This is a genomic window from Salinarchaeum sp. Harcht-Bsk1, assembly GCF_000403645.1.
Lineage (GTDB): Archaea > Halobacteriota > Halobacteria > Halobacteriales > Salinarchaeaceae > Salinarchaeum.
Genome location: NC_021313.1, coordinates 2442779 through 2466573 on the forward strand (window position 1 = coordinate 2442779; position 23795 = coordinate 2466573).

General features: G+C 65.4%; 23 protein-coding genes. 10 read left to right on the forward strand and 13 right to left on the reverse strand.

Annotation, left to right across the window (positions count from 1 at the left end; all coding sequences use genetic code 11):
• Positions 1 to 3 precede the first annotated feature (3 nt).
• Entirely contained in the window at positions 4 to 1446 is a 1443-nt protein-coding gene (gene secY, locus L593_RS11210) for a preprotein translocase subunit SecY (protein ID WP_020447083.1), read from the forward strand.
• Between the two features lie 129 nt (positions 1447 to 1575).
• Here secY and L593_RS11215 read toward each other — a convergent pair whose 3' ends face one another.
• The 7 genes from L593_RS11215 to L593_RS11240 all read right to left on the reverse strand — a co-directional run bounded on the left by L593_RS11215 (position 1576) and on the right by L593_RS11240 (position 8845).
• On the reverse strand, positions 1576 to 2043 hold the full coding sequence (locus tag L593_RS11215) for a hypothetical protein (RefSeq protein WP_144060752.1): 468 nt from the start codon (positions 2041 to 2043) through the stop codon (positions 1576 to 1578).
• Between the two features lie 268 nt (positions 2044 to 2311).
• The gene (gene grxC / locus L593_RS11220) at positions 2312 to 3655 is read right to left on the reverse strand and encodes a glutaredoxin 3 (RefSeq protein ID WP_020447085.1); all 1344 of its coding nucleotides are present in this window, start codon (positions 3653 to 3655) and stop codon (positions 2312 to 2314) included.
• A 227-nt stretch (positions 3656 to 3882) separates the two neighbouring features.
• Complete coding sequence (gene endA / locus L593_RS11225) at positions 3883 to 4926, reverse strand: tRNA-intron lyase (RefSeq protein ID WP_020447086.1); 1044 nt, start codon at positions 4924 to 4926, stop codon at positions 3883 to 3885.
• Positions 4927 to 5020: 94 nt separating this feature from the next.
• Positions 5021 to 5938, reverse strand: a complete 918-nt coding sequence (locus tag L593_RS11230) for a topoisomerase DNA-binding C4 zinc finger domain-containing protein (protein WP_020447087.1) — start codon at positions 5936 to 5938, stop codon at positions 5021 to 5023.
• 295 nt (positions 5939 to 6233) lie between these two features.
• On the reverse strand, positions 6234 to 7475 hold the full coding sequence (locus L593_RS11235; protein WP_020447088.1) for a hypothetical protein: 1242 nt from the start codon (positions 7473 to 7475) through the stop codon (positions 6234 to 6236).
• A gap of 216 nt (positions 7476 to 7691) precedes the next feature.
• Positions 7692 to 8165, reverse strand: a complete 474-nt coding sequence (locus L593_RS15400; RefSeq protein WP_201764626.1) for a hypothetical protein — start codon at positions 8163 to 8165, stop codon at positions 7692 to 7694.
• Complete coding sequence (locus L593_RS11240; RefSeq protein ID WP_020447089.1) at positions 8165 to 8845, reverse strand: hypothetical protein; 681 nt, start codon at positions 8843 to 8845, stop codon at positions 8165 to 8167. The genes L593_RS15400 and L593_RS11240 overlap by 1 nt, the downstream gene beginning before the upstream one ends.
• A gap of 470 nt (positions 8846 to 9315) precedes the next feature.
• Here L593_RS11240 and L593_RS11245 point away from each other — a divergent pair, with 470 nt between their 5' ends.
• On the forward strand, positions 9316 to 9582 hold the full coding sequence (locus tag L593_RS11245) for a hypothetical protein (protein ID WP_020447090.1): 267 nt from the start codon (positions 9316 to 9318) through the stop codon (positions 9580 to 9582).
• Positions 9583 to 9749: 167 nt separating this feature from the next.
• Entirely contained in the window at positions 9750 to 10070 is a 321-nt protein-coding gene (locus L593_RS16070; protein WP_020447091.1) for a HalOD1 output domain-containing protein, read from the forward strand.
• A 656-nt stretch (positions 10071 to 10726) separates the two neighbouring features.
• Here the strand turns inward: L593_RS16070 and L593_RS11255 are convergent.
• Positions 10727 to 11005: a winged helix-turn-helix domain-containing protein gene (locus tag L593_RS11255; RefSeq protein ID WP_020447092.1), complete on the reverse strand. Its 279-nt coding sequence runs from the start codon at positions 11003 to 11005 to the stop codon at positions 10727 to 10729.
• Between the two features lie 127 nt (positions 11006 to 11132).
• Positions 11133 to 11672, reverse strand: coding sequence for a hypothetical protein (locus L593_RS11260; RefSeq protein ID WP_020447093.1), 540 nt, complete (start codon positions 11670 to 11672; stop codon positions 11133 to 11135).
• Positions 11673 to 11983: 311 nt separating this feature from the next.
• On the opposite strand from L593_RS11260, the gene L593_RS11265 reads away from it, so the two are divergent.
• The 5 genes from L593_RS11265 (at position 11984) to L593_RS11285 (ending at position 17603) form a co-directional block, all read left to right on the forward strand.
• Complete coding sequence (locus L593_RS11265; RefSeq protein ID WP_020447094.1) at positions 11984 to 13006, forward strand: DUF1616 domain-containing protein; 1023 nt, start codon at positions 11984 to 11986, stop codon at positions 13004 to 13006.
• A gap of 1 nt (position 13007) precedes the next feature.
• The gene (locus L593_RS11270) at positions 13008 to 13586 is read left to right on the forward strand and encodes a metal-dependent hydrolase (RefSeq protein WP_020447095.1); all 579 of its coding nucleotides are present in this window, start codon (positions 13008 to 13010) and stop codon (positions 13584 to 13586) included.
• 272 nt (positions 13587 to 13858) lie between these two features.
• Positions 13859 to 14941 carry a DegT/DnrJ/EryC1/StrS aminotransferase family protein gene (locus L593_RS11275; RefSeq protein WP_236608585.1) on the forward strand — a complete coding sequence of 361 codons (1083 nt, stop codon included), beginning with the start codon at positions 13859 to 13861 and terminating at the stop codon, positions 14939 to 14941.
• A gap of 91 nt (positions 14942 to 15032) precedes the next feature.
• Positions 15033 to 15989: a Gfo/Idh/MocA family protein gene (locus L593_RS11280; protein ID WP_020447097.1), complete on the forward strand. Its 957-nt coding sequence runs from the start codon at positions 15033 to 15035 to the stop codon at positions 15987 to 15989.
• A gap of 261 nt (positions 15990 to 16250) precedes the next feature.
• On the forward strand, positions 16251 to 17603 hold the full coding sequence (locus L593_RS11285) for a glycosyltransferase family 2 protein (RefSeq protein ID WP_020447098.1): 1353 nt from the start codon (positions 16251 to 16253) through the stop codon (positions 17601 to 17603).
• Between the two features lie 155 nt (positions 17604 to 17758).
• Here L593_RS11285 and L593_RS11290 read toward each other — a convergent pair whose 3' ends face one another.
• From L593_RS11290 to L593_RS11300, 3 genes are all read right to left on the reverse strand, one after another.
• Entirely contained in the window at positions 17759 to 18760 is a 1002-nt protein-coding gene (locus L593_RS11290) for a GNAT family N-acetyltransferase (RefSeq protein WP_020447099.1), read from the reverse strand.
• 216 nt (positions 18761 to 18976) lie between these two features.
• A complete protein-coding gene (locus tag L593_RS11295) occupies positions 18977 to 20236 on the reverse strand; it encodes a polysaccharide deacetylase family protein (protein ID WP_020447100.1) in 1260 nt (419 codons plus the stop codon).
• Positions 20233 to 21267, reverse strand: coding sequence for a DUF354 domain-containing protein (locus L593_RS11300; RefSeq protein ID WP_020447101.1), 1035 nt, complete (start codon positions 21265 to 21267; stop codon positions 20233 to 20235). The genes L593_RS11295 and L593_RS11300 overlap by 4 nt, the downstream gene beginning before the upstream one ends.
• Positions 21268 to 21535: 268 nt before the next feature.
• Here L593_RS11300 and L593_RS11305 point away from each other — a divergent pair, with 268 nt between their 5' ends.
• Both L593_RS11305 and L593_RS11310 read left to right on the forward strand, forming a co-directional pair.
• Entirely contained in the window at positions 21536 to 22216 is a 681-nt protein-coding gene (locus L593_RS11305) for a helix-turn-helix domain-containing protein (RefSeq protein WP_020447102.1), read from the forward strand.
• A gap of 147 nt (positions 22217 to 22363) precedes the next feature.
• Positions 22364 to 22708 (forward strand): hypothetical protein, encoded by a 345-nt coding sequence (locus L593_RS11310; RefSeq protein ID WP_020447103.1) that lies wholly within the window; start codon positions 22364 to 22366, stop codon positions 22706 to 22708.
• Between the two features lie 116 nt (positions 22709 to 22824).
• Here L593_RS11310 and L593_RS11315 read toward each other — a convergent pair whose 3' ends face one another.
• Complete coding sequence (locus L593_RS11315) at positions 22825 to 23757, reverse strand: glycosyltransferase (protein ID WP_049894463.1); 933 nt, start codon at positions 23755 to 23757, stop codon at positions 22825 to 22827.
• Positions 23758 to 23795: the final 38 nt, after the last annotated feature.

Consider the following 23795-nt stretch of genomic DNA (forward strand, 5'->3'; position numbering starts at 1 on the left):
GCAATGGGTTGGAAGGAGGTCGCCGAACCGGTGCTCGCACGGATGCCGGTCGTCCGCCGACCGGAGTCCCACGTCCCGTTTAAGCGGAAGCTGGCGTGGACCGCGTCCGTGCTCGTCCTGTACTTCTTCCTCACGAACGTCGCGCTGTGGGGAATGTCGACCAACACCGACGCGTTCGGACAGTTCCGGACCGTCCTCGCCGGCTCGCAGGGCTCGATCCTGCAGGTCGGTATCGGACCGATCGTCACTGCGTCGATCGTGTTGCAGCTACTGGGCGGCGCCAACCTCCTCGGACTCGACACCGACGACCCGCGAGACCAGATCCTCTACCAGGGACTCCAGAAGCTCCTGGTGGTGATCGTCACGATCCTGACCGCGCTGCCGATGGTGTACGCCGGGTTCATCCAGGCGTCGCCACAGGTCGCGAGTCAACTCGGGGTCAGTCTCGCGGGCATTCGCATCCTGCTGATGGCACAGATCGTCACCGGCGGGCTCCTGATCCTCTACCTCGACGAGATCGTCTCGAAGTGGGGCGTCGGGAGCGGCGTCGGACTGTTCATCATCGCCGGCGTCAGCCAGCGCCTGGTCGGGGGGTTCTTGAGCCTCGAAGGTGGGTTCTTCGTGACCTGGTTCAAGATCTTCACCGGTGACATCGCGGTAGGACCAATTCCGGGCGTCGGACTCGAAACGATCATCGTCGGCGAGGGTCAGTTGCTCGCGCTCGCAACCACCCTATTCATCTTCGTCGTGGTCGTGTACGCGGAGTCCGTCCGCGTCGAGATCCCGCTCTCCCACGCCCGGGTCAAGGGCGCGCGTGGTCGCTTCCCGGTGAAGCTCATCTACGCCAGCGTCCTGCCGATGATCCTCGTTCGCGCGCTGCAGGCGAACATCCAGTTCCTGGGCCAGCTGCTCAATCGCGAGGGGATCAGCCCCGACTGGCTGGGCGTCTACACGCAGAGCGGCGACCCGATCGGCGGGCTGATGTACTACCTCGCGCCGATCTACACGCCCCAGGACTGGATGTGGTTCACGGGCCAGACGCCTGCCGGTATCGAGACCTGGCAAATCATGATCCGCGTAGCGATCGACCTCGGCTTCATGATCGGCGGCGGGGCGATCTTCGCTATCTTCTGGGTCGAGACCACGGACATGGGCCCGGAAGCCACCGCGAAGCAGATTCAGAATTCAGGGATGCAGATCCCCGGATTCCGCCAGGACGTCGGCGTCGTCGAGAAGGTCATGGAGCGGTACATCCCGCAGGTGACCATTATCGGCGGTGCGCTCGTCGGCCTGCTCGCGGTCATGGCCAACATGCTCGGCGCCATCGGTGGCGTCTCCGGGACGGGCCTGCTGCTCACAGTCTCCATCACGTACAAGCTGTACGAGGAGATCGCCGAGGAGCAGCTCATGGAGATGCACCCGATGATGCGCCAGATGTTCGGGTAGCGACCCGGAACCACTGCGCCGGCCAGCGGCGCAGGCCCTATTCTGCGGTTCCGCTTCGGTTCGACCAGCGACTGCAGCCCGGTTTTGGACCGGGTTGGCCGGGGAGCCTTCCGCCGGGTCGGCAGTGATTCAGGCCTCTGCCGTCGGTCGTTCCTGTACCCGTTTCGACAGCACGTAGAAGCCGATACCCAGTGGGATGCAGACGACGAACGCCAGCACCAGGAGGATCCCACCCTGGATGCCCGCGACTGCCTCGTCGATGCCGGAGCTGTTCGACGCGTCGACGGTCGAGGAGATGTAGACGTACGCGACGACCGGCGCGAAGAAGGCCTCGGCGGCGAGCCAGAACAGCGTCGCGCTAGCCATCCCCGTAACGGTCCGTTTTCTGTAGATGAGGATCGCGAACAGTGGAAGCGAGAGAATCACGGCCAACAGGAGTTCCCCGAAGGACGCGAGGCTGGCCAACAGGTACACGCCGAGGGCGGGCAAGAGCGCGAAGCCGATCGCCATCGCGATCCGGCCCCACTGCTGGGTGCGACTCCTGTACGTAGAGGAACTGCTCGCCGAATGCGACGATTCCTCGCCACCGTCGCTCACCAGCCGGGCTTGGGACCCCTCGTGACGGAGGGGTTGTCCACAATACGGACAGGCCGCGGTAGCCGGCTGGACCGCGGTGTCGCACGCTGGACACGCTGGCATGGTTGGATCAAAGCCGAGACCGTGGAATAACAGTCGGCACATAGCAGGCCGCCCGGCCGCAGAAAGGTCGGGTTATTCGGACGCCGTGGTTGGTACGCCAGGAGTGGATCCCGCCCGATGGCCGGGATCGGGGGCAGGGATCGAACGACCGGCGGTCGTCGGACGATCAGTCGTCGCTCTCGGCCGCGGCGGGCTCTGCTCCGCCCTCGGCCGCGGCGAGGTCGGCCTCGTTCTCGAGCCACTCGTCGGCGTCGATTGCGGCCTTCGACCCCATGCCGCCGGCCGTGATCGCCTGCTGGTAGTGGTAGTCGACGACGTCGCCCGCGCCGAAGATGCCCTCGACGGCCGTCTGGGTCTGGCCGCCACCGAAGCCGCCCTGGACCTTCAGGTAGCCGTCGGCGTCCATCTCGACGTCGGTCCCCTCGAGGTAGTCGGTGTTGGGGGTGTGGCCGATGGCGTAGAACACCGCACCAACGTCGTGCTCGAACTCCTCGACCTCCTCGGCGAACTCGGGGTCGTCGCGCTTGTCCTTCGGGTGGCCTCCGGGGTGGCGCAGGAGGGTGACGTGGTCGACGCCGTCCTCGGGAGTGCCGTGGATCTCCGCGAGTTCGGTGTTCCACATAATCTCGACGTCGCCCTCCTCCTGTTTCTCCATGATGCGGTCGATCCAGTGGTCCTCCGCGCGGAACTCGTCGCGGCGGTGGGCGATGTAGACGGTGTCCGCGAACTTCGTGAGGAAGTGGGCCTCCTCCATCGCGGCGTCGCCGCCCCCGACGACGAGCATGTCCTCGTCGCGGAAGAACGCGCCGTCGCAGGTCGCACAGGTGGAGAGCCCGTAGCCCATCAGTTCGTCCTCTCCGGGGACGCCGAGCGTGCGGGCGCTGGCACCCGAGGCGGCGATGACGGCGTCGGCGGTGTACAGGTCGCCGCTGGTCATCTTCACGTGGAACGGTCGGCACTCCGCGTCGACGGACTCGATGATGCCGTTCTCGAACTCGGCGCCGAACTGCTGGGCCTGCTCGCGCATCCGGTTGATGAGTTCGGGACCGCCGATGCCCTCCGGGAAGCCGGGGTAGTTCGCGACGTCAGTGGTGAGGGTGAGCTGGCCGCCCGGTTCGTCGCCCTCGATGACGAGCGGGTCGTTGTTCGACCGGCCGGCGTAGATGGCGGCGGTCATGCCCGCGATCCCGCTACCGGCGATGATCATGCGGCGGTGCTCCTCGATGCCGCCGTCGGTGGCTGCGGGATCGAGCCCGAGTTTGGGGTCGAGGTCGCCGGCCTCCTCCAGTTCGTAGAGGTCATCGCAGCCGCCGATCAGTTCGTCGTCGACGAAGATCTCGGGGGCGGTCTTCCGGCCGTCTGCCCGCTCGACCATCTCTTCGAACAGTTCGTCGTCGCCGGAGACGTTGTACTCCTCGTACTCGATTCCCTTCGAGTCGAGGAGGTCCTTGGCTTTCTCACAATACGAACAGTTGTCCTTCGTGTACACTTCGACGTGGGGCTGAGTCATGTGGAGTAGTATGCACGCCGCGCTGTAATTAGCTTGCGTTGTTCGAAGCTACCACGGGACGGTCTTGCAAGCGGTGGGAACGACTGCTACCTCGAAGGACCGATCGCCGAGGAAGAAACGCGGAAACCGGCCTCAATCGGCCGGAAAGACCGAAAATTGTCGAATGCTCCCCTCGACGGCTGTGCATCGTTCGGGCACTACTCGGTCCGGAAGAGAGCTGTGGCCGTTCAGGGCGTCAGCCGTTCGATCGAGACCCATTCGACGCTGGCGTCCTCGGGCCACGCGACGACCAGTTGCTTCCGGACGCCGTGGGCGAGTCGCACGTCGAGGGCGAGATCCCGGGGATCGAACGCGAAGTCGCCGGGGACCACTCGGACGAGGCGCTCGGAGTGGCCGAGGTCGTCGACGGACTCGACCGCGGAGTACGTCCGGAAGTCCGCGCCGAACTTGAAGCCGGTCTTGGGAACGACGCCTCGTTCGCGCAACGCGGCGTACACTTGCAGCCGGCGGTCGAAGCGGTCGCCCTCGACGGCCCGACCGCGATCGACGACCGCGTCGTAGCCGCCCTCCACGTCGAGCGCACCGGCGGCGACGAGCTGGGCGGTCTCGACGAGCGATAGCTGGAGTGCGTCGATCCCCTCGTCGCGCTTTCCGAGTGGCTGGCCGTAGAAGGCCTGGCCGTAGAGTGCCTCGGGGGCGTCCCAACACACCGCCCGATCCGCCAGGAGCGTCGCGTCGACCGGGTCGCCCGGCTCGAACGCCGCCGTGCCCTCCCAGGATGGCCGTCCGGTCTCGAAGTAGGTGACCTCGCTCTCCTCGTCGACGATGGCGAGGGTACAGTCGCCGAGGTCGGCCGCGGGGATCGACTCGCGTTCGCCGACGACCCGGACCTCGTAGGCGACTGCGTCGTCGACGGGCCCCTTTCCACGGGGGTAGACGACGAAGTCGACGACGTCGGTCGGGTCGTCGATCCATCCCTCGCGTGCGGGCGAACAGTAGAATCCCCGCTCGCGCAAGTCGAGGTAGACCAGGAACGTGAGCGCGGCTCGATCGCCGCCAGTCACGTCCCCGGCGCCGTCCCGGAGGAACGCTTCGAACTCCCTGCCGTCGACGGCGTCGAGGTCACCGCGCAGGAGCAGGTGGGCGGCTTCGACCCAGGAGACCGCGATCTCGTTGCCCTCGAGCGGGTAGCCGTAGCCCCGAGCGTCGTAGAATCGCTGGCGGGCGTCCCCACCGATCACGACGCGGCCGTCCTCCGTGCGGGCCTCCATAGGGGAGTGGGCGACGCCCGGGGGCAAAGATGCGACGATCCCCGGCCCGTCGCTGTCGCGATCGTCGAGTCGTGCTGGCCCCCTCGAACCGCGATCAGTGGTGCTCGCAGGCCGAATCGAGACACCGCCGACCGCTGGCCAGTTCGAACACCGGGAGTCCGCAGGCACAGTCGTCGACGACGGTGCCGGTCGGGATGCCGAAACTGGTCTCGCAGTCGGGGTAGGCGTCACAGCCGAGCAGGAGACCGCCGCGCTGGATGACCCGGAGGTCCGCACCGCATTCGGGGCAGTCCCACTCGCGATCGAAGCGCTCCTCGACCGCGTCGAGCAGCGGGTCGCAGTCGCGGTCGAGACAGACGTCGAGTGGTGCACCGCGTTCGACGCGGAGCCGGGGGAGCCCACACGAACATCGCTCCCGCCGAACGGTCGCGCCGTCGGGCAGTCCGAAGCGGTCTCCACAGCCGATGCAACTTACCGAGCGGCCCGACCGGACGAGTGTGCCCTCGCAGTCAGGGCACTCGCCGACAGGATGACCCGCGCGGGTCGTCGGATAGCTCGCGTAGCCGTCCTCCGTGTGGGCGACGACTCGTAGGCGTTCGTCGCCGTCGCGGGCGTCGACGGTGAAGGCCGCACCCGCTTCGATGGAGTCGCCAACGGGCGTTCCGCCGCCGGTGCCCGGCGCTGCGGCGTGCGCGTCATTCGTCTCGCGGCCGCCAGCAGGATTTCCACCGCTCACGTCTCGCGTCGGACGGCCAGTGATGGTCCGTGGCGCGGTGGGCCGTCCGCCCTCGCTGGCGCGCGAGCACGAGACTGCTTCTGCACGAGTGAGCCACGCCACGGGCTGGTAGCCGTCGGCGTCGTGAACGAGCACGGTGTTGTCCGGTTTGATTACGACACAGACGTTGCCCCGCCGTTCCTCGCGTCGATCGCCGTCCGCGACGACGGTGCAGTCCCCGGAGAGGACCCGGATGGCGTCGCCGCCGTCGCCGAGAATGTCGGTGGTGGTCGGCATGGCGATGGTTCGTCGCGGGATCGGTCATAAACGTGGGGATGCACCTGTGCGACCGATTCAGCCACACGCAGGACCCGATCCTCGGAATCTGCCGGTGGGATTATACCAGATGGGCCGTCACAATCTCACGGCTGGCACCTGGCGATCGCCAAGTCGTCGATGTGCTGGGTAAAATCGTCGTACTGTCCCGACTGATCGTTCCAGACACTTTCAATCGTACTGTTTGATCCAACCTTCGCATCATGAGGGTCATCAATAGTACCATGCATTATGCAATTCTCGTTTTCTTCTGAAGCTAATTTGTTGTAGACTTTGGACTGGTTTTTTTGATTTCCTCAAAGAGTTCTCCATCGTATTCTTCATTTTGATTCCAATCAGCTAGTTTACCGGTAAAGTCAACTAGGTATTGAGTAGTTATACCTACATCAGTGAGACTTCCTATCTCTACATCCTCGTCCGCTCCAGTTGCTATGTCCATCAGAGTAGAAGCAACTGACTTCTTCCGTGTTTCAAAGTCTAGGCTTTCGTGTCCTTCTACTGTGTCTTGTTGGTGGTCGTCTGCAAATCGAAGTGGGTGCCACCAGCTGTCGTAGGCCTCGTGGCTCGGATCGAGGTAGTTCGAGTCCTCGCCGAGCGGGTGATATTGTTCATCTGTACTTCCAGCAGTCTGTGTTTCCGGGCCATTGATTGTTTCCATCACCCGGAGTTCGTTATTCGTGGCGTCGTAGATCAGCCCGTTTCCGTGGGTACTCGCGCTGGCTTCGGGGAGATCGAGCGCCCAGCAATGCGATTCGATATCGGTGTGAGCATCTAAACATTCCTGCAGTGCTGCAGCATACAGCTCATCCTCGGTCGAAATCGGGCCAGGGTCGTCATGGAGCATCTGCCAGTTGAATAGATACTTTTGCAGCCAGTCGAGAGCCTCTCCGACTGACTCGGTCTGAGTGAATTCCTGATAATCGAAGTGGCCGTACGTGTTCGACTCACCTTCCGAGTTCGGATAGCGGACTAGCGGCGGGGTATTCTTGGCCTCGCACTCGATACTCTCCTCCGGCGAATCCGTGCCAATCGACTCGACGAACTGACTCCCCTCCTCGTGCTGAATATTCAGATAGTCGTTGTCGTGCCACCACTCCAGGGCCAGCAGATCGACCTCCATCTGTCGCCACTCCTCGCCAGGATCGTCGGCAAACACGTTTGAGTCCTCGATGAGATCCGTTCCGAACTCCTCTCTGTACCGTTCGAGCTGGTCGTCGGGGACCTGCTGCCGAAGCTCCTCGTTCCGGTCCGGAACGAGATGAAGAATATACTCGTCCGGGATATCCGGTGCGTACTCATCTGTTCCAGACGAGTCGTCGGCCCCATTGGTTCCTGACGTGTCGTCAGTTTGATCGCCCGAGTCACCTGACTGCGTGTCCCCAGCTGGCGTGCCGTCGGGATCGTCGTCGCTATCACCGCCAGAACTGCAGCCTGCCAGCCCGAAGAGTCCGACCGATCCCGTCGCTGCCAGCAGCCTGCGTCGTCGTCGATCTACCACCTGTTCCCACTCACCGTTGCTGACAGCGACTTGTGAGAGCCGTGGCAACTACGTTCTGGCAGGAGCAAGCAGGAGCTGTCGTACCAGTTGACCGGCGATGGACCAACTGCTACCTCCAACTAGCGAATTGAGCGGAAGAATTTTTCCACCGGTGTGGCCGCAAATCAGGACAACGACATCATAGAACAGCCGAGTGACTGCGTATACGTTCCGAGACTACGGCAAGCCATTCTGCGCGTTCACCAGGTTCCCATCACAGTTCTCCACCGCTGTCCACCACGTCTTTAGTACAGCAATTGTGACGAGTTTCGGAGGGTGATCAACTCCGATACAGGATTGCTCATGTGCATCGAGATTATCCGGTGGGTGAAAATGCCGTTCCGGAGTATCGGTGGGTTCATTCTCCGCCTCGCGGCCGAACCTGAATTCTAGTCCATCCTCCCGGTAGTGGTATTTGTTGTCTCCATTTTCCCACCACTGAATATCGAAATATCCGCCTCGCTCGTGAATCCCTGGGGTGACAGTGACCCGTGCCGCTCTGATATCTTCTCCTTCCCGCTGTGTGAACGGGTTCCCTTTCCGATACCGGAATCGGACTTCGACGACCCCTCTGCCGAGTTGCTGGCGCATCTGCTCCACGCTCTCATCGATCGCTTCCGAATCGATTGGAGAGCCATTCCCCATCCCCATTACTGGAGTGAGGGCTGATTGCCGCCCGGGGTCGTTGTCTGATTCCCCGTCTGTTTGTCTCCCGGTTCAGTGACGGTGGCTGCCGTCTCTTTTGCCTCTTTGAAGCGGTATGCAGCTCTAAGGTGGCCGAGTTCCCGCTCTGCTGTCCGCCAGTGAGAGACGTCGTCGAGTTCATCCTGGTCGAGTTCCGTGTCTGAAACCAAGAGTTCCGCTGGATCGGTTGCGTCGTATTTGGCGTTGTACGCTGCGATTTCCTGTTTTACGCGCTGGATTTGATCGACGAGCGTTTCGCTACCGGCGAGTTGCCTGATCTGTTTGAGGAGATGCCACTCTGGGTCTCGGGCGTACAGTTTTCCGGAGTCTGTCTGCTGACTGCTAACAATGCCTTCTTCGGCGAGCTTGTTGAGCGTGGCTCTGGCTTTTGTTTCCGAGACGAGAGCTGTCTCTGCGATGTCGCCCGCCGATTTCAGAACCGTCGTTCTGTTGATCACTGTGCGAATTCGCTCGTCCGCAGTGGTCTCGTTTTTCCACTCTGCGGCTGCGAACTCATCGATGTCCTCGAAGTCGTCGTCATCGACAGTGAACGGGGTAATATCGTCCACGGTTACCGTTTCGTCCGGTAATTCCTCGTCGGTGGGGAACTCGTCGGGGCCGTCAGGAGATGGTGGCTCGTCGGTCATACAGTACGCTACGCCTCGAAAACACATATATTTTATTGGCTCGGATATGTGGGGTTCGATTGTTGATCTCGAAGGTGTCCAGGATACGGAATCGGGGGATGAAGGCCGGAGGTCGGACTGTGCAACGGATTCGAATCTACTAGTAGATCTCCGGTGTCGTCCGGTTTAATTAATACAGTGACGTGGCCCCGTCGTTCCTCGCGTCGATCGCCGTCGGCGAGGCCGGTGCAGTCGCCAGCGAGCACGCGGATCGCGTCGCCGCCGTCGCCACGCAGGGGGTGTGGTGCTGGCATGGGGTCGTTCGCTGCGGATTCGGGCATAAAGCTGTGGCTACTCCCCGGTATCACGCTCCTACTCGGACCGTCTAGCGACGTTCAAATTTCGAAAATCGCGGTACGACGGCCTTATCACGTCGTGAAACTGCGAACGATCTCGGCCGTTTTTGAAGGGTGGTGCAGTACCCTCCAGCGATGGCCAACCCTGTCCCGCCGACGGTTAGCTGTGACGAGCTGGCCGTCCCGCAGCAACTCGAATCACCTCGTTCGAAGCTGCTGTACCTGGCGCTTGCCGTCACCGACGGCGCGAAGACGTCGGAGCTGCGTTCGGCGCTCCAGATGTCTTCGCTCAGTCTCTATCCCGTCGTCGCGGACCTCCGCGATGCCGGACTCGTCGAGCGCGCGGACGACGGTTCGCTTCGTCTATCGGAGATCGAGCGACCCCCAGTCGGCGGCACCTGATCCCCGAACCGCGAATATAAATGGCAAGTAGCGGGGATCGACCAGTGGCGTCTCAGTGCTTCTAAGCGCCGATTTTACGACAATTCGAGTAAACGTGGACAAGATTCCCACAAAGAATATATACAACCGTGGCAACTGCCCATCCGAGGCACGGGGAGAGATCCAGAATGCGAGAATCCGACGCAAACCTCGACAGTGGTGGCGTACAGGAGGCAACTACTTCCGAGTCGTTCGATACCGTCTCGACCCGGCGGTACACCGTCGGAGCCGACGAGCCCCTCGACGTAGCGATCGTCTATGCGGTCGCCGCGACGAAGGGCGTCGGCCCGATGGAGCTGGAGGACCCGCTGAACGACGTCGTGGACGCGGACGCCTTGCGGCAGTTGTTCGCGTCCGGCGACGAATCGCTCTCGGCGACGATCTACGTCGACGGGCATCGCGTCACGGTGGCAGAGGGTGGCAGAGAACTGATCGTATCGAGCTCGTAACACTTATTGACTGGCGGTGTGATCGACTGAGTCAAACCTATCAGTGTCCATAGTGGTGGTGGCGTCGTTTCCCGTTCGGTTGCCAGGAATGAATGAGCTACGACCGATGTAGGAGCCTCATACTCTCCGATATCGAGAGCTGCAGCGACACTACTTTGGCCGCGTCCAGTAACTATTTACCCGCAGGAATCTTGGGGTGTCACTGTATGTCCCAGTGGCTATCGGACGACGAACTCGAGCGAATTTCACAGTTCGCAAACACACCTGGTTACGAGCGATCGCCCGAGATGCTGTCTCCCGAAGAGACCGAGGAATAACCCAGCGCCACGGGGTCGCCCGCATGCAGGTCCCCGTCTCCACCTCCGTTCCCGTCCCCGTTCACTTTCTTCGACGACCGCGCCTCCGAGGGACACCGTCGGAACTCTGCGGAGGTCCGTCTCGGCGACCACGACGACGCTGCTGATCGTTCTCGCTTCTCCCTCTCATCTCGCTTCTGGTATCCTCTATTCGCTCTTCCCTCCTCTGCTCTGCTTTCCTCTTTCTATCGCTCTCGAGGCGCCAGTGGACAGAGAACGAGAGACTGCGGCACGCCGCTGGGGATCCGAGCGGTGTTCCGGCGCCAGGGCCCCGTGGGACCGAACGAACGGATCGATCGGTCAGTCGATGAGGTTCTCGGCGTCCATCTCGGCCCAGACCCGATCACCTTTTTCGGTGATGCCGTAGATCCGACCCTTGCGTCGATCCTCGGGCACGAGCAACTCGACGACGGAGCGTTCGCGAAGCTCCTGGAGCGCACGCGAGACGTGTGCGATGGAGATGTCCGTTTCGTCGGCGATTCGCGAGGGCGTCGCCGGCCCGTTCGCGAGACAGCCGAGCACCTCGGTGCGGTAGTTCGAACTGATCACGTAGCCGATTTCGTCCCACTCGTCGTTCATGATTGGTGCTCGTGGTTGTATCCGGTCGTCGGAGCAGCCGAGCGGGTGCTCCGTCGGGGTGTCGGCTCACGCGTCAGCGGGTCGGGCACGCGCCGTCTGTCGTCGGTGGTGGGTGTCACGGTCGTGATCACTCCTCCTCGATGAGGGCAAGGGTGTCTCGCTTCGATCGGCGCACGTACACGTAGTTCGCGATGGCGATCACCGCGATGGCGCCGAGCACGAACAGGCCGATTCGGAACTGGTCAGCGCTCCCGCCGCCGGCCAGCGGGGTCAGCAACACGCCGACCAGGCCAGTGAGTGCGACGCCGAGGTAGAGCCACTGCCAGGGGACGTCGTCCCCGTTCCGATCGAGTTGCTCGTCGATGTCGTCGGCCCGTTCGGTCAACGCCACGTTGCCCGTGTCCGGGTCGTACGTGACGACACCGACCTCCTCGAGCTTCGGGACGTGCGTCTGGTACAGTGAGACGTACGCCCGCTTTCGCTGCTGGCTCGTCAGCTCGTCGACCGGCACGTCGTTTTCCTTCGCCGCGATCTGGGCGGCCAGCTCCGTTAGCTGGACCGGCTCCTGAACGCGCTTGAGGTAGTGTAACACGAAGCGACGCCGTGGGTTGCTGAGCAGGTCGAAGATCGTGTCGAGCGACGACAACTCTTGGTCGGATTCTGACATTGACTGGGGCGTGTGTATATGCCGGCTGTGGCGGCGGGGGATCCGCTCGGTACGGCGGACCCTTCCGGAGTCTAGCACTTTGTTACAACCCGGTTTCCCCGGGCGTATACGGTCGCATCCCCCGAATACCGCAGCTTGACGCCCGCTACCGCAGCTTCTGAGTAAGCGTCGTCGTCAGGACCCCCACGACGCCGAACCGTCGCCTACCCGCGCTATGCGAGCCATAACAATACTTCACGGATACCGGAGTTCCGCTCACCGATGAGTGAGCAAGCCGATCCTGTCGCGATACACCCACCAATCTTCGACCGATGACGTACAGCGAGTCTCGCATGCCCGGCTGGCAACGGGCACTCTCCGATCGCGTCGCAGTGGACATCGTCATCGCGTGGGCGGTCGCAGCGACGACGTTCCTGGCAGTCGTGATCGATGCTCCCCAGGCGATACGCGTCCTGTTCGGCGGCTCCGCACTCGTCGTCTTGCCAGGATACGTACTCGTCGCCATGTTGTTCCCGCACCGGGGATCGGTCGCTGCCCCGGGTCGTCTCTCGTCGATCGGGGCTCCCGATAGGGTCAACTGGCGTGTTCGGCTCGCCCTCTCGTTCGGGCTGAGCCTCGCGCTACTGCCACTGCTCGGTATCGTCGTCTCCGTCTCGCCCTGGGGCTTCTCCGACCAGACGGTCGCAGCCGCGTTCCTCGCGTTCGTGGTGATCGGCGGGTTGCTGGCCGCCATCGTCAGGCGTCGGCTCCCGCCCGAGGATCGATTCCGCATTCCGCTCGATCGCTGGGTCGGTGAGGTGCAGGCTGCTCTCTGGAGTGGTCCACCCACCAAGCGAGCGCTCAACGCACTCGTGCTCCTGAGCATCGGCGTTGCCCTCGTCGCTGCAGGCGGCGTGATCGCCATGCCCCAGGGCGGCCAGTCGTTCACGGACTTCGCCGTCCTCTCCGAGAATGATGACGACGAGCTGGTCGCCGGGGGGTATCCGGAGGAACTGGATGCGGACGACCCGGCGCCCCTCGTCACGGCCGTCGAGAACCACGAGGGCGACCCCACCGAGTACACCGTCGTGGTGACGATGGAACGGCGCCCAGCGGCGGGCTCTGACGCCGGCGGCGACGCAACCGCGTCCGGTGAGACCGTCGAACTCCATCGCTACAGCGCGACGGTCGCCCCCGGCCAGCGCTGGACGCAACGCCACGAACTGCGACCGGCGCTGGATGGGGATCGACTCCGCGTGCACTACTATCTGTACCGTGGCGACGCGCCGACCGAACCCGACGCGTCGACCGCCTATCGCCACCTCTGGGTGACCCTCGGCGACGAGGCTGCCTGAGATGTGGCCGTGGGAGCACGTCGCCGCCGCCTACCTCGGGTACTCCCTGTTCGCGAGGATCGTGTACCGACGAGCACCTCGCGGTGACGCGGTACTCGCGGTTACGATCGCGGCGTTGCTCCCCGACCTGATCGATAAGCCGCTGGCCTGGGGACTCCACCTGCTGCCGAGCGGCCGGTCGCTAGCGCACTCCCTGCTGTTCGCCGTGCCAGCGATGGCGCTCTCGGCGCTCCTCACGGGTCGTCGGGTGGCCCTCGCGTTCGCACTCGGGTACTGCAGCCACCTCGCGGGTGACGTCGTCTATCCGATGGCGCTCGAGCAGCCAGCCGCGTACCGGTTCTTGCTCTGGCCGCTGGTCGAGCAGCCGACGACTGACACGCCGGGGCTGCTGTTCCGTGTCCAACACCTGTTCGTCGAATTCCTCGGCTTCCTCCAGACGACGCGCGGTCGGCTCTACGTCGTCTTCGAGGGCGCGTTGCTCGGTACAGCGGTGCTGCTCTGGCTCCTCGACGGCCGCCCCGGACCGGGAACGATCTGGTCCTGGATGCGACCAGGACGCGAGAAGCCGCGAGGAACGTAACGCCGGCTGGTTTCAGCGGCTCAAGGCTGTATCAGCGACGCTTGGCTGGTTTCACGCCCCTGCTGGTCCCAGCCCTTCGAACGGGTCTCCACACTTCTCCGCTCGTAGCCGCCTGATACCGGCCTGGCAAGGGTCGCTATAACAATACTCCGGTCGTCGCTACCTCGCTCACAGCCCGTACGGGGATACGACACAATGAACGCAGCCACTTCCGCGACCGAGGCCCTGGCACCGACTGCATCGACTACCGCCACGGGAACGGGGCATCGAACGTGAGTATCCCGATCGCCGCCCCCGACGTCGGGGCCCGGGAACTCTCTCGAGCGATGGACGTCATCGAAGACGGCCGCCTCGCGGACGGCCCCGCCGTCCGCGAGTTCGAGGCGGCGTTCAGCGACTACTGTGAGGCGACCCACGGCGTCGCCGTCGCGAACGGTACTGCGGCGCTGACGACGGCGCTCCGGGCGATCGGCATCGGTCCGGGCGACGTGGTCGTGACGACGCCGCTATCGTTCGTCGCGACGGCCAACGCCGTGCGACTGGTCGGCGCGACGCCGGTGTTCGCCGACGTGGATCCCGAGCGGTACACGCTCGATCCGGCAGCCGTCCGCGCGACGATCGAGGACTGCGGCGGCGAGGTCGACTGTCTTCTGCCAGTCCACCTCTACGGCCTGCCGGCACCGATGGACGAACTCGGTGCGATCGCCGAGGAGTACGACGTGCCGATCGTCGAGGACGCAGCGCAGGCCCACGGCGCGGAACTCGACGGCCGGCGCGTCGGTTCGCTGGGCGACGTCGCTTGCTTCTCCTTCTACCCGACGAAGAACGCGACCACGGGGGAGGGCGGGATGATCGTCACGGACGACGAGGACGTCGCCGATCGCGCACGACGCTACCTGAACCACGGCCGAACGGACTCCCACGTCCACGAGTCCGTCGGCCACAATCTGCGGATGACGAGCATCGCGGCGGCGATCGGCGGCGCGCAGCTCCGGCGGCTTCCCCGATACACCGCCGCGCGCCGACGCGCAGCGGAGCGCTACACCGAAGCTCTCGAAGCGACGCCCTCTGTGCTCGCGCCGATCGAACCGGCCGGCGCTCGCCACGTCTACCACCAGTACACCGTGCGGACGCCCGACAGGGATGGATTCCGGAACTACCTCGAATCCAACGGCGTCGACACCGGCGTCTACTACCCGACACCGATCCACCGCCAGCCGGCGTACGACCGGGCGGCTATCTTGCCCGTCGCGGAGCAGGCCACCGAAGAGGTCTGTTCGATCCCGGTTCACCCCGGGCTCTCGGCCGCGGAGGTCGAACAGATCGCGACCTTGCTCGGGGAGTACGAGCCATGAACTGTCGGCTTGCGTCCGGTACGCTCGGAATGTGGCGCCCCCGGCACCGCTGCCCGTCCGGCGCCAGTGGCCCCCGCCGAGGTGAGCGCAGGTGAGCGACCTCTCGGCAGGCGTCATCGGCGTCGGTTCGATGGGCCGCCACCACGCACGCGTCTACCACGAACTACGGGACGTCGACCTCGACGGCGTCTACGACGTGGACCGCGAGCGCGCCGATTCGATCGCCGACGACTACGACACCGAGGCGCACGACCTCCAGTCGCTGCTCGAGACCGTCGACCTCGTCTCGATCGTCGTTCCCACGGAGTACCACGCCGACCTCGCGCGCTCGGCGATCGACGCCGGGACCGCGCTCCTCGTCGAGAAACCCATCGTCAAGGACGTCGAGACCGGCCGTGAGCTGGTGCGTTCGGCGCGCGAGCAGGACGTCACGCTCCAGGTCGGCCACGTCGAGCGGTTCAACCCTGCTGTTCGTGCGCTGCCCGACGTCCTCGCCGACAGCGACGTGATAGCCGTCGAAGCCCGACGGATCGGACCGCCCTTCGACCGTGAACGCGGCGTCACCAGTGGCGTCGTCTACGACCTGATGATCCACGACCTCGACGTCGTTCGGTCGATCCTCGACGTTCAGGCTCAGGACGTCGACGCTCGTGCCGCCGCAGACGGCGAGTACGTGACCGCGACCGTCCAGTACGACGACGAGGTCGTAGGCACGTTCACCGCGAGCCGTGTGACCCAGAAGAAGGTCCGCGAGCTATCGATCACGACCGAGGACTCCGTGATCACGGTCGACTACATGGAGCAATCCGTGAAGATCAATCGTCGCTCCCTACCGGAGTACGTCGAGACCGACGGCGACCTCAGGTATCGGCGCGAGAACGTCGTCGAGCGCCCGACCGTCGAGAACGGCGAGCCGCTCAAGCGCGAACTCTCGGGGTTCGTCGACGCCGTTCGAAACGGGGCCGACCCCGTGGTCACTGGCGAGGAGGGCCTCGCCGTCCTCCGGACCGTCGAGCGGATCGCCGGCGCCGCCGGTCGGGGCCCCTGAGCCTCCTGCGCCGTTCGCTACAATTTTCCCCTCCGTCGCTGTCCCCGCATCGACGCCGGACCGCTGTTCCCGCATCGACGCCGGACCGCCGTTCCCGCATCGACGCCGGACCGCCGTTCCCGCATCGACGCCGGACCGCCGTTCCCGCGTCGACGCCGGTTCGGTGCTTCCCCGGGTATCAGTTGCTTACCGCCCTCGTCCGATCGAACCAGCCCCAGCATAACAAACCGAGAGCCGTCGGATCGCTTCGCCGAGCAGCACATGTACGATGACCACACCGTCGGCGTCGTGATTCCGGCATACAACGAGGTCGGGTTCGTCGGCGACGTGATCGAGACGGTTCCCGACTTCGTCGATCGCATCTACCCCGTCGACGACTGCTCGACGGACGGCACCTGGACGGAGATTCAGGACACTGCGGCCCGGATCGACGACGAATCGGCCGCGCCGAACCAGGCGAGTGCGCGATCCGGCGACCCGGCCGCCGCCAAGCCTCGATCCGACGGCGGCGTCCAGCACTCGGAGACCGGTGCCGCCCCCGACGAGGGCGTCCAGGATCGGGTCGAGCACGACGTGAATTCCGTCGAGCGCGACAATCTCCAGGCTGGTGAGGCCGACGCAACCGCAGCCGTCGAGGCTCTCCCCGACGATCTGGACTTCGATCCAGAGAACGATGCAAGTGCGGCGGCCCACGCCGGGTTCCGGCGCCGCGTCGTGCCGATCCGTCACGAGGAGAATCGGGGCGTCGGCGGCGCGATCAAGACCGGCTACCAGCGCGCCCGGGCCGATCGCATCGACGTCACGGTCGTGATGGGCGGCGACGGCCAGATGGACCCCGACTGGATGGCAGACCTCATCGAGCCGGTGGTCGACGGCCGCGCGGAGTACGCCAAGGCGAACCGTCTGATCCTCGACGAGCACCACGAGACGATGCCCCGGCATCGCTTCGTCGGCAACCATACGCTGACGATCCTCACGAAGATCGCGACGGGCTACTGGTCGGTGGGCGATCCCCAGCACGGCTACACCGCGATCTCGCTGGAGGCACTCGAGACGGCGGGCGTCGACGACATGTACGAGTTCTTCGGCTACTGCAACGACCTGCTGATCCGCCTGAGCGCCGAGAACCTCCGCGTGGCGGACGTCCCCTGTCCGCTCACCTACGCCGACGAGGAGAGTCACATCACCTACAGCACCTACGTCCCCCGCGTCTCGGGGATGCTCCTGCGCTCCTTCCTCCGCCGCCTCTGGGTCGATCGCGACGGCGCGAGCGGTCGGGGTCGGCTCGCGCTGTTCGTCGGCGGCGCGGTGGCGACTGTGGGCGGCCTGCTCGGGATCATCCTGACCGGCCTCACCGCGATCGCTGGGGACCCGGAGTCCGCAGCTACACCTGCGGAGGCGTCGTCGCAGCCCGACTCCCAACGGTCGACCAACGCCGGCGTCTGCCGGTCGGCCCTCCTCGCCGTCGCGGGCGTCGTCTCGCTCCTCACCGCCATGCTTCTCGACGCGGTGACCAACGCCACGTCAAACTACACCGAGCGGGTGCCCGAGGACGCCGAGCCGCGCGTCGAGAATCCAACGGCCGAGCCCCCCGACGCTGCCGACGTCGAGTAGGCTGCTCCCTCCGGTTGCAGTCAGCCAGTCAAATTTCTCGCCCGTTGTGGCGCTCGAGCAGGACGTCTCTCCAGTTCGGCGAACGTCGATCGATTGCAGCCGCTGTGTGCGTCGGTGAGCGCCGTTCGAGAACGCGACTGCCGTTGGGGCCGTCCTCACCGCGCGACGAGGCTGTAGGCCTTCTTGGCGACGTCCATCCCGGCGCCGCCGGACTCGACGACGTAGTACGGCACCAGCTCGGCGCCGAACTTGCTCTTGTAGCGACAGAGGCGCTCGGTGTTGGCGCCCATCAGGTCGTAGGTCGTCGCGCCGTGGGGCGCGTTCGTCGCGAGGTCCTCGAGGATGCGCCAGTGGACGAGGCTGTTGACGGCCGTGCCGTCGAAGGTCGCGCGAGCACCGCCCTGCCAGTAGTACGCGGCGTCGTTGGAGTACAGCGCCGTGATCCCACTCAGGAACTCGCCGTCGGGTCCGCGGACGACGTAGGCCCGTGCGCGATCGCCGAGGCCAGTGAAGAGGTCGCCCACGTAGGGCCAGGAGAGCCTGAACGGGCGGTCCTGCTCGTTGTAGCGCCGGCGCGTATCCTCGTAGATCGCTTCCGCGCCGTCGATGCCCTCGCGCTCGACGGTGACGGGGAGGTCCTCGGCGTCGCCGATTTCGCGCCGGAGGCTCTTCGAGAAGTTCTTCCGGATCGCCCCGGGCGCTTCACCGTCGGTGTCCAGCCGGTAGGTGAAGGAAGTGTCGAGCTCCAGGTCCGACCAGACGTACGGTCGCGGATCGACGTAGTCCGCGTTGCAGGTCATCCGGAAGAGGGTGCCGCGGCCGTCGATCGCGAGGTCGTCGAGCACGAGCTCCGCGAAGGTCCGGTTCACCTTCTCGCGCTTGCGCTGCTTCGGGCTCGCAGGGTCGAGCACGGGGCCGAGTCGCGGGATGCCCTTGCCCGGCGGCGGCGAGAGGATCGCCCGCCCGACCGATCGGTCCTGGACGATCGCCGGGAGGAGCGCCACCGGCTGTTGGCCCTTGAAGCCGCCGTAGCATCGCAACTCGCCCTGGCTGTGCGCCTCGAGCGCCGACAGCGCGTCGGGGTGGTGGAACGGCTCGAATCCGCCGCTCGGGAGGGCGTCGGCCCACTCGTCGAGCGTGAGTCGGTGGAGGTCCATCGAACGCGCGGGACCACGCAACAGGCGGTGATTGTTACTGTCGCGCTACCGGGGTGCAGGCGGCGCGTGGGGAATTCGGAGTGGGTCGGGTGGCTGTCGAAGGCAATCGGATGCGGTCGAAGGTGGTCGGGATGCGTCGGGGCAGTCGGAGGAGGCCGAAGGTGGTCGGAGGGTCAGAGACTACCGGTGGGCGGTCGCTCCGGGACCGCCCCGCGATTACGCCGGGTGATCGAGTTCGTCGTAGAGTTCCGCTGGCGAACCGACCCAGCCGCCCAGCGACTGGGCGCGCTCGATCAGGTGCCGGTAGAGGTCGGTGTGCCCCGGCCAGTCGCTCTCGTTGAACACGCGGGGGTGCCAGAGCACCGTGGTGATCGCGCCCCGTTCGGCTGCGGCCTCGAGGACGCGATCGGCTGCGGACCATGCGGCCGCGGGGTCCGTCCCGGGATCGGGCATCGCGACGTCCATCATCGTCAGCGGGAAGGCGACGAAAGAGTCGTCGAACGGCCGCCCGATCGTGTCGCCGTAGCCGAATCCGATCTCGCTCGCGGAGCCGATCGTCGCGTCGTAGTCCTGGCCGATCGCGGCGTGGTGCTCCCAGGTCTCGGGCAGCGTCCGGTTCAGGTAGTGCTGCCGTCCGCCCCTGATCGGCGTACCGAGGACGCGCTCGAGCCGTTCCTTCTCCGCGCGGAGTCGCTCCCGGTCGTCGTAGGACTCGTAGGAGCCGTGGAGCCCGACCTCCCAGCCGCCGCGGTCGAGACGGTGGAGCAACTCGACGATCGCGGGGTCGTCGAGGTCGTATCGATCGGCGTAGAGCCGCCAGGCGTCGAGGTCGAGCCACTCCCGCATCGGACGGTCGCGGAACAGACGCTGCTCGTCGAGGAAGTAGAAGGCCGATCGGACGTCGTGCCTGGCCTCGATCTGGAGGATCGTATCGAAGGTCCAGTTGGGCTGGCGACCGGGCAGGAGAGACGCCAGCTGGGTGGGGTCCCGATCCCGGAGGGCGTAGAAGAACGCCTGAGCCAGCTTGTACGGCCGATCGACGTCGTGGGTGAGACAGAGCGCGAAGCTGTGGTCGGGCAGGAGGTCATCGCCGACCTGCGGATCGCCGTCCGCGATCACGCCGGCGGTCCAGTCCTGGTTGGTCCCCGGCGTAAACGTCTGGATGGCCGATCCGGACGGTTCGCTGGCCGGTGGCGCGTCGACCGGGGACGGTTCCCCGGTGAGCGGTCGCGCGTCCCGCCGCGACGTGACCTCGTTCGGGGGCCGTGGGGGTTCCTGCACGCCGGGGCGATCGATCCGGGCGGCGCCGACGCCGTCCGGGGCGCTCCCGGCCGACTCGCGCTGGACCTCCACGTCCTCGTCGGCGGCCCGCACCTCGCTCGGCGGCCACGCTTCGTTGGCGTCCGGAGCTGGCCCCGCCTCGTCCTCGACGGTCTGGCCGTCCGCGTCCGATCGCTCCGCGGACTCTCCACTCATCCTGCCACCTCCCGAATGGTGTCGACCATGTACGCCGAGACGTCGACCGTCTCGTCGAGGAGCCGATCGCGCCGTCGCCGCCAGCGGTCGGTTGCAGCCGGATCGTCAGCCAGTTCGGCCGCTCGCTCGACGGCCTCGTCGCCGTCGGTCGTGGAGTGGACGAGGTCGAAGCGCTCGAGTTCGTTGAAGCAACCCAGGACGTCCCCGTCGCCGAAGGAGTCGACGCGCACCGTCGGCGTCCCGAGCACCGCCGCCTCGATCGCCATCGTGTCGGAGTCGCCGACGAACACCGAGGCGTTCGCGAGCAGGTGGTGGATCGCATCTGGCGGGACCGGGACGGAGTCGCCTGGGAGGTCCGCCGGCGGTTCGCCCTCGCTGCTGACGTAGACCGGACCGTGCTCGGCGAGGGTCTCGACGAGTCGGCGTTTCTGCTCCCGGGCGAGTCCGGCCTCGCCGACGTCGTGATAGGCGCCCATCGAGACGAACCGGACGACGGCGTAGGACGCCTCGGAATCGACGCCGTACTCGGCGAGCAGGTCGGGGTCGGCCTCGAACCGATCGGGGTGAAGGTAGGCGAGTTCGTGGAAGCCGTCGTAGAAGCGGTGATTGTCTCCGAGGCGCTGCTGGACGCCGGTCGGCGAGCAGACGACGTCGGTCAGCGGCGCGAGGACGTCCGCGAGTCGTCCAGCGGTCTCGCTGTCGTGGAAGACGACGCTCGGCGTCCGGGTCAGCGTCGCTGCGCCGACGGCGCTGGGGTTGAGCTGGCTCACGACGACGTCCGGGTCGAACCGCCGGACGTAATCCAGGGTCCTGAGCGTGCGCACGCCCCACTCCGGCCCGAGGGCCCAGGCCGCCTCGCGCTTGCGGGAGAGGACCTCGTGCTCGATGCCGTAGGCGTCGAGCAAAGCCGTGGTTACCTCCTTCTCTCTGGCAGTGACGCCGACCGCGTGGCCCTCGGCGGCGAGCGACTCGATCGCGTGTCGAAACAGGTGGACGTGAGCGGGGTGCGTGACGTCAAAGTGAACGCGCATGTGGGTCGAACGGGTAGGATGGCGGCGTCCACCGGAGTTTGTTATAGCGGTGCTACCGAGCGCAGGGGAGCGATCGTCTGGCGCTGAGTAGTCTCCCCAACCGTCGCGTGTCACCGCGGGTCACCGTGCCGGTCCTGGCCGTATCGATACTGACCGTGATGAGTCCGAGGCGACTGCCCCGAGGTACTGGGGAAGCACCCGTCTGTGACAAAAAAGCCTCACATGGTCGGGCCGTTACGCACATTTGTCGTGGGGACAGACTCGGCCTATGAGTGTCATTGCGGAACTGACGATCTCTTCTCCGATTCTGTTCGAGTCTACGTTCGAGAAGACGCCCGACGTCGAATTGGTCTTCGAGGACGCCCACTACGTCAACACAGGCCAGACTACGGTCGAGTACGTATTCTTTCTCTGGGTGACCGGTGCGTCGCCGGAACAGTTCGAGGCTGCTGTCGCGGCGGACGAAACGATCGAATACGTCAAACGACTCGTCGAAGCCGAGAACCGGACGCTCTACCGGGTCGTCACACCGGATCTCCGGCCAGCCGAAGAGCCACTCTTTTTCCCTCTCTGTCGCAGACACGACGTCACCGTCATCGAAACCAGGCGAACGGTGACCGGCTTTCACGCCAAGATACGGATCCCCACCAGGGACGGATTCCGATCGTTTCAACGGGTGCTTGCGGAGAGAGGCGCCACGGTCGATGTCAGAAAGTTGCACACCGGAGAGACAGAGCAGTCGTCGCTCTCTCACCTGACAGAGAAGCAACGGGAGGCGCTGCAACTCGCCTACGATCGTGGGTACTTCGAGACGCCGAAATCGGTCACGCTCTCTGAACTCGCCGACGAGTTCGGCGTCGCGCCCCAGACGCTCTCGCGACACCTCCGCGTCGCCGTCGAATCGCTGGTCGAGCGAGCCGTGTCGTCGACCTACTCCCAGGCCGAGTGACGGGACGCAAGTTAAATCCTCCTTCAGCATCAGCGTGTGTGTTGAGGTATCACGGCTACGCAGGACGTCCCTGCGCGTGACAATAGTTGGTCAATCTGTCTGTTTTCGGAACGGGGCTCGAACGCTGCGCGACCGGGGTGACCGATCGTGAGCGACGGGCCATTTCCGCCGGACGCTACCCCGCTGGGCCGGCAGTTCGACGCGCTCAAGAACCCGGTCCGTCGCCGGATCCTGGTCGGCCTCCTCGACACCGACGACGCCGGCGCTGTCGGCGATGGCCCGATCGACCGCGACCTTCCCGAACACCGGTTGATCGAGCTTCACCACGTCCACCTGCCACGACTCGCCGAGTCCGGCTACGTGGAGTGGGATGACTCCCCGCTCGAGGTCCGTCGCGGCCCTGCCTTCGAGGAGATCGAACCACTCCTCGAACTCCTCGACGAGCATCGGAACGCCTTCGTCGGGCAGTGGCCAGATTCCCCGGATACGTAACCCAGACCGCCGCAGGTCCGCGTTCGCCATCCCAGCAGGAGTCTCACTGTGCCGTCCCAGCAGAATCTCGCTCTGCCGTCCTAGTCGGAGTCTCACTCCGCCGTCCAGCAGTCGTTTCACTCCGCCGCGTCCGCGATCGACCGGTAGACCTCGTAGAGACGGTCGGCCGTCGCGTCGACGCTCACCTCGGCGGCGACGCGCTCCCTGCCGTTGGAGCGCTCGCCACGCTCGACGATCTCGGCGATCGCGCTGGCGAGGACCTCGTCGTCCTGGGAGACTGCGGAGGGTTCGACGCCGTCGAGTCGTTCCCGCACGTCCCCGACGTCGGTCGCGACGACCGGGAGGTTACAGGCCATGGCCTCCTTGACAGCGTTCGGCGATCCCTCGCTCTTCGAGGGCAACACGAGCACGGTGGCGGCGTTCATGTACGTTGCCACCTCAGCGTGTGGAACGCCGCTGACAGTCTGGAGTTCGAACTCGACGTCTGTCTGCTCGCGTGCCGCCGCGACGAGGCGTTCGGCGCGCGGGAAATCCTTCACCTCGCGTCCGGGGTCGTAGGGAAAGAGAACGTGCTCGCAGTCGGTCCGCCAGCCGACCTGCTCGCGGGCCGCCCGTTGCTCCTGCGGGGCGAACCGGTCGAGGTCGACGCCGTGGGGGATCACCGTGGGCTCGAAGGGGAGCGCGTCGGCCATCTCGTCGGACATGACGACGACCTCGTCGGCACGCGCAGCGCATCGGCGGGTAATCGGGCCGTAGCGGCCGAAGAGATCCGACCCCCACAGCGACACCAGCACCGGGAGCGACGGCTGTAGCAGCGCAGCCGGTGCGGTCAGACCGTTGTTCGCGTGGACGAAGTCGTAGTCGCCGAAGGACTCCCGAATCGTCGGCGGCAGGAGCCGGAGGTAGTCGAGCACGGAGCGGCCGTCGCCTGGCTGGTGGTCGTTCGGCACTGCGATCGTGGTGCACTCGACGCCGCGGTCCTCCAGCGCCGCCACCTGCTGGTTGAAAAAGCGCGCCCGGTGGTTCGTCACGAGGTTCAGGACGCGGATGTCGGCTTGCTGCTCCGTCGCGGTGCCGTCGGCGCGCC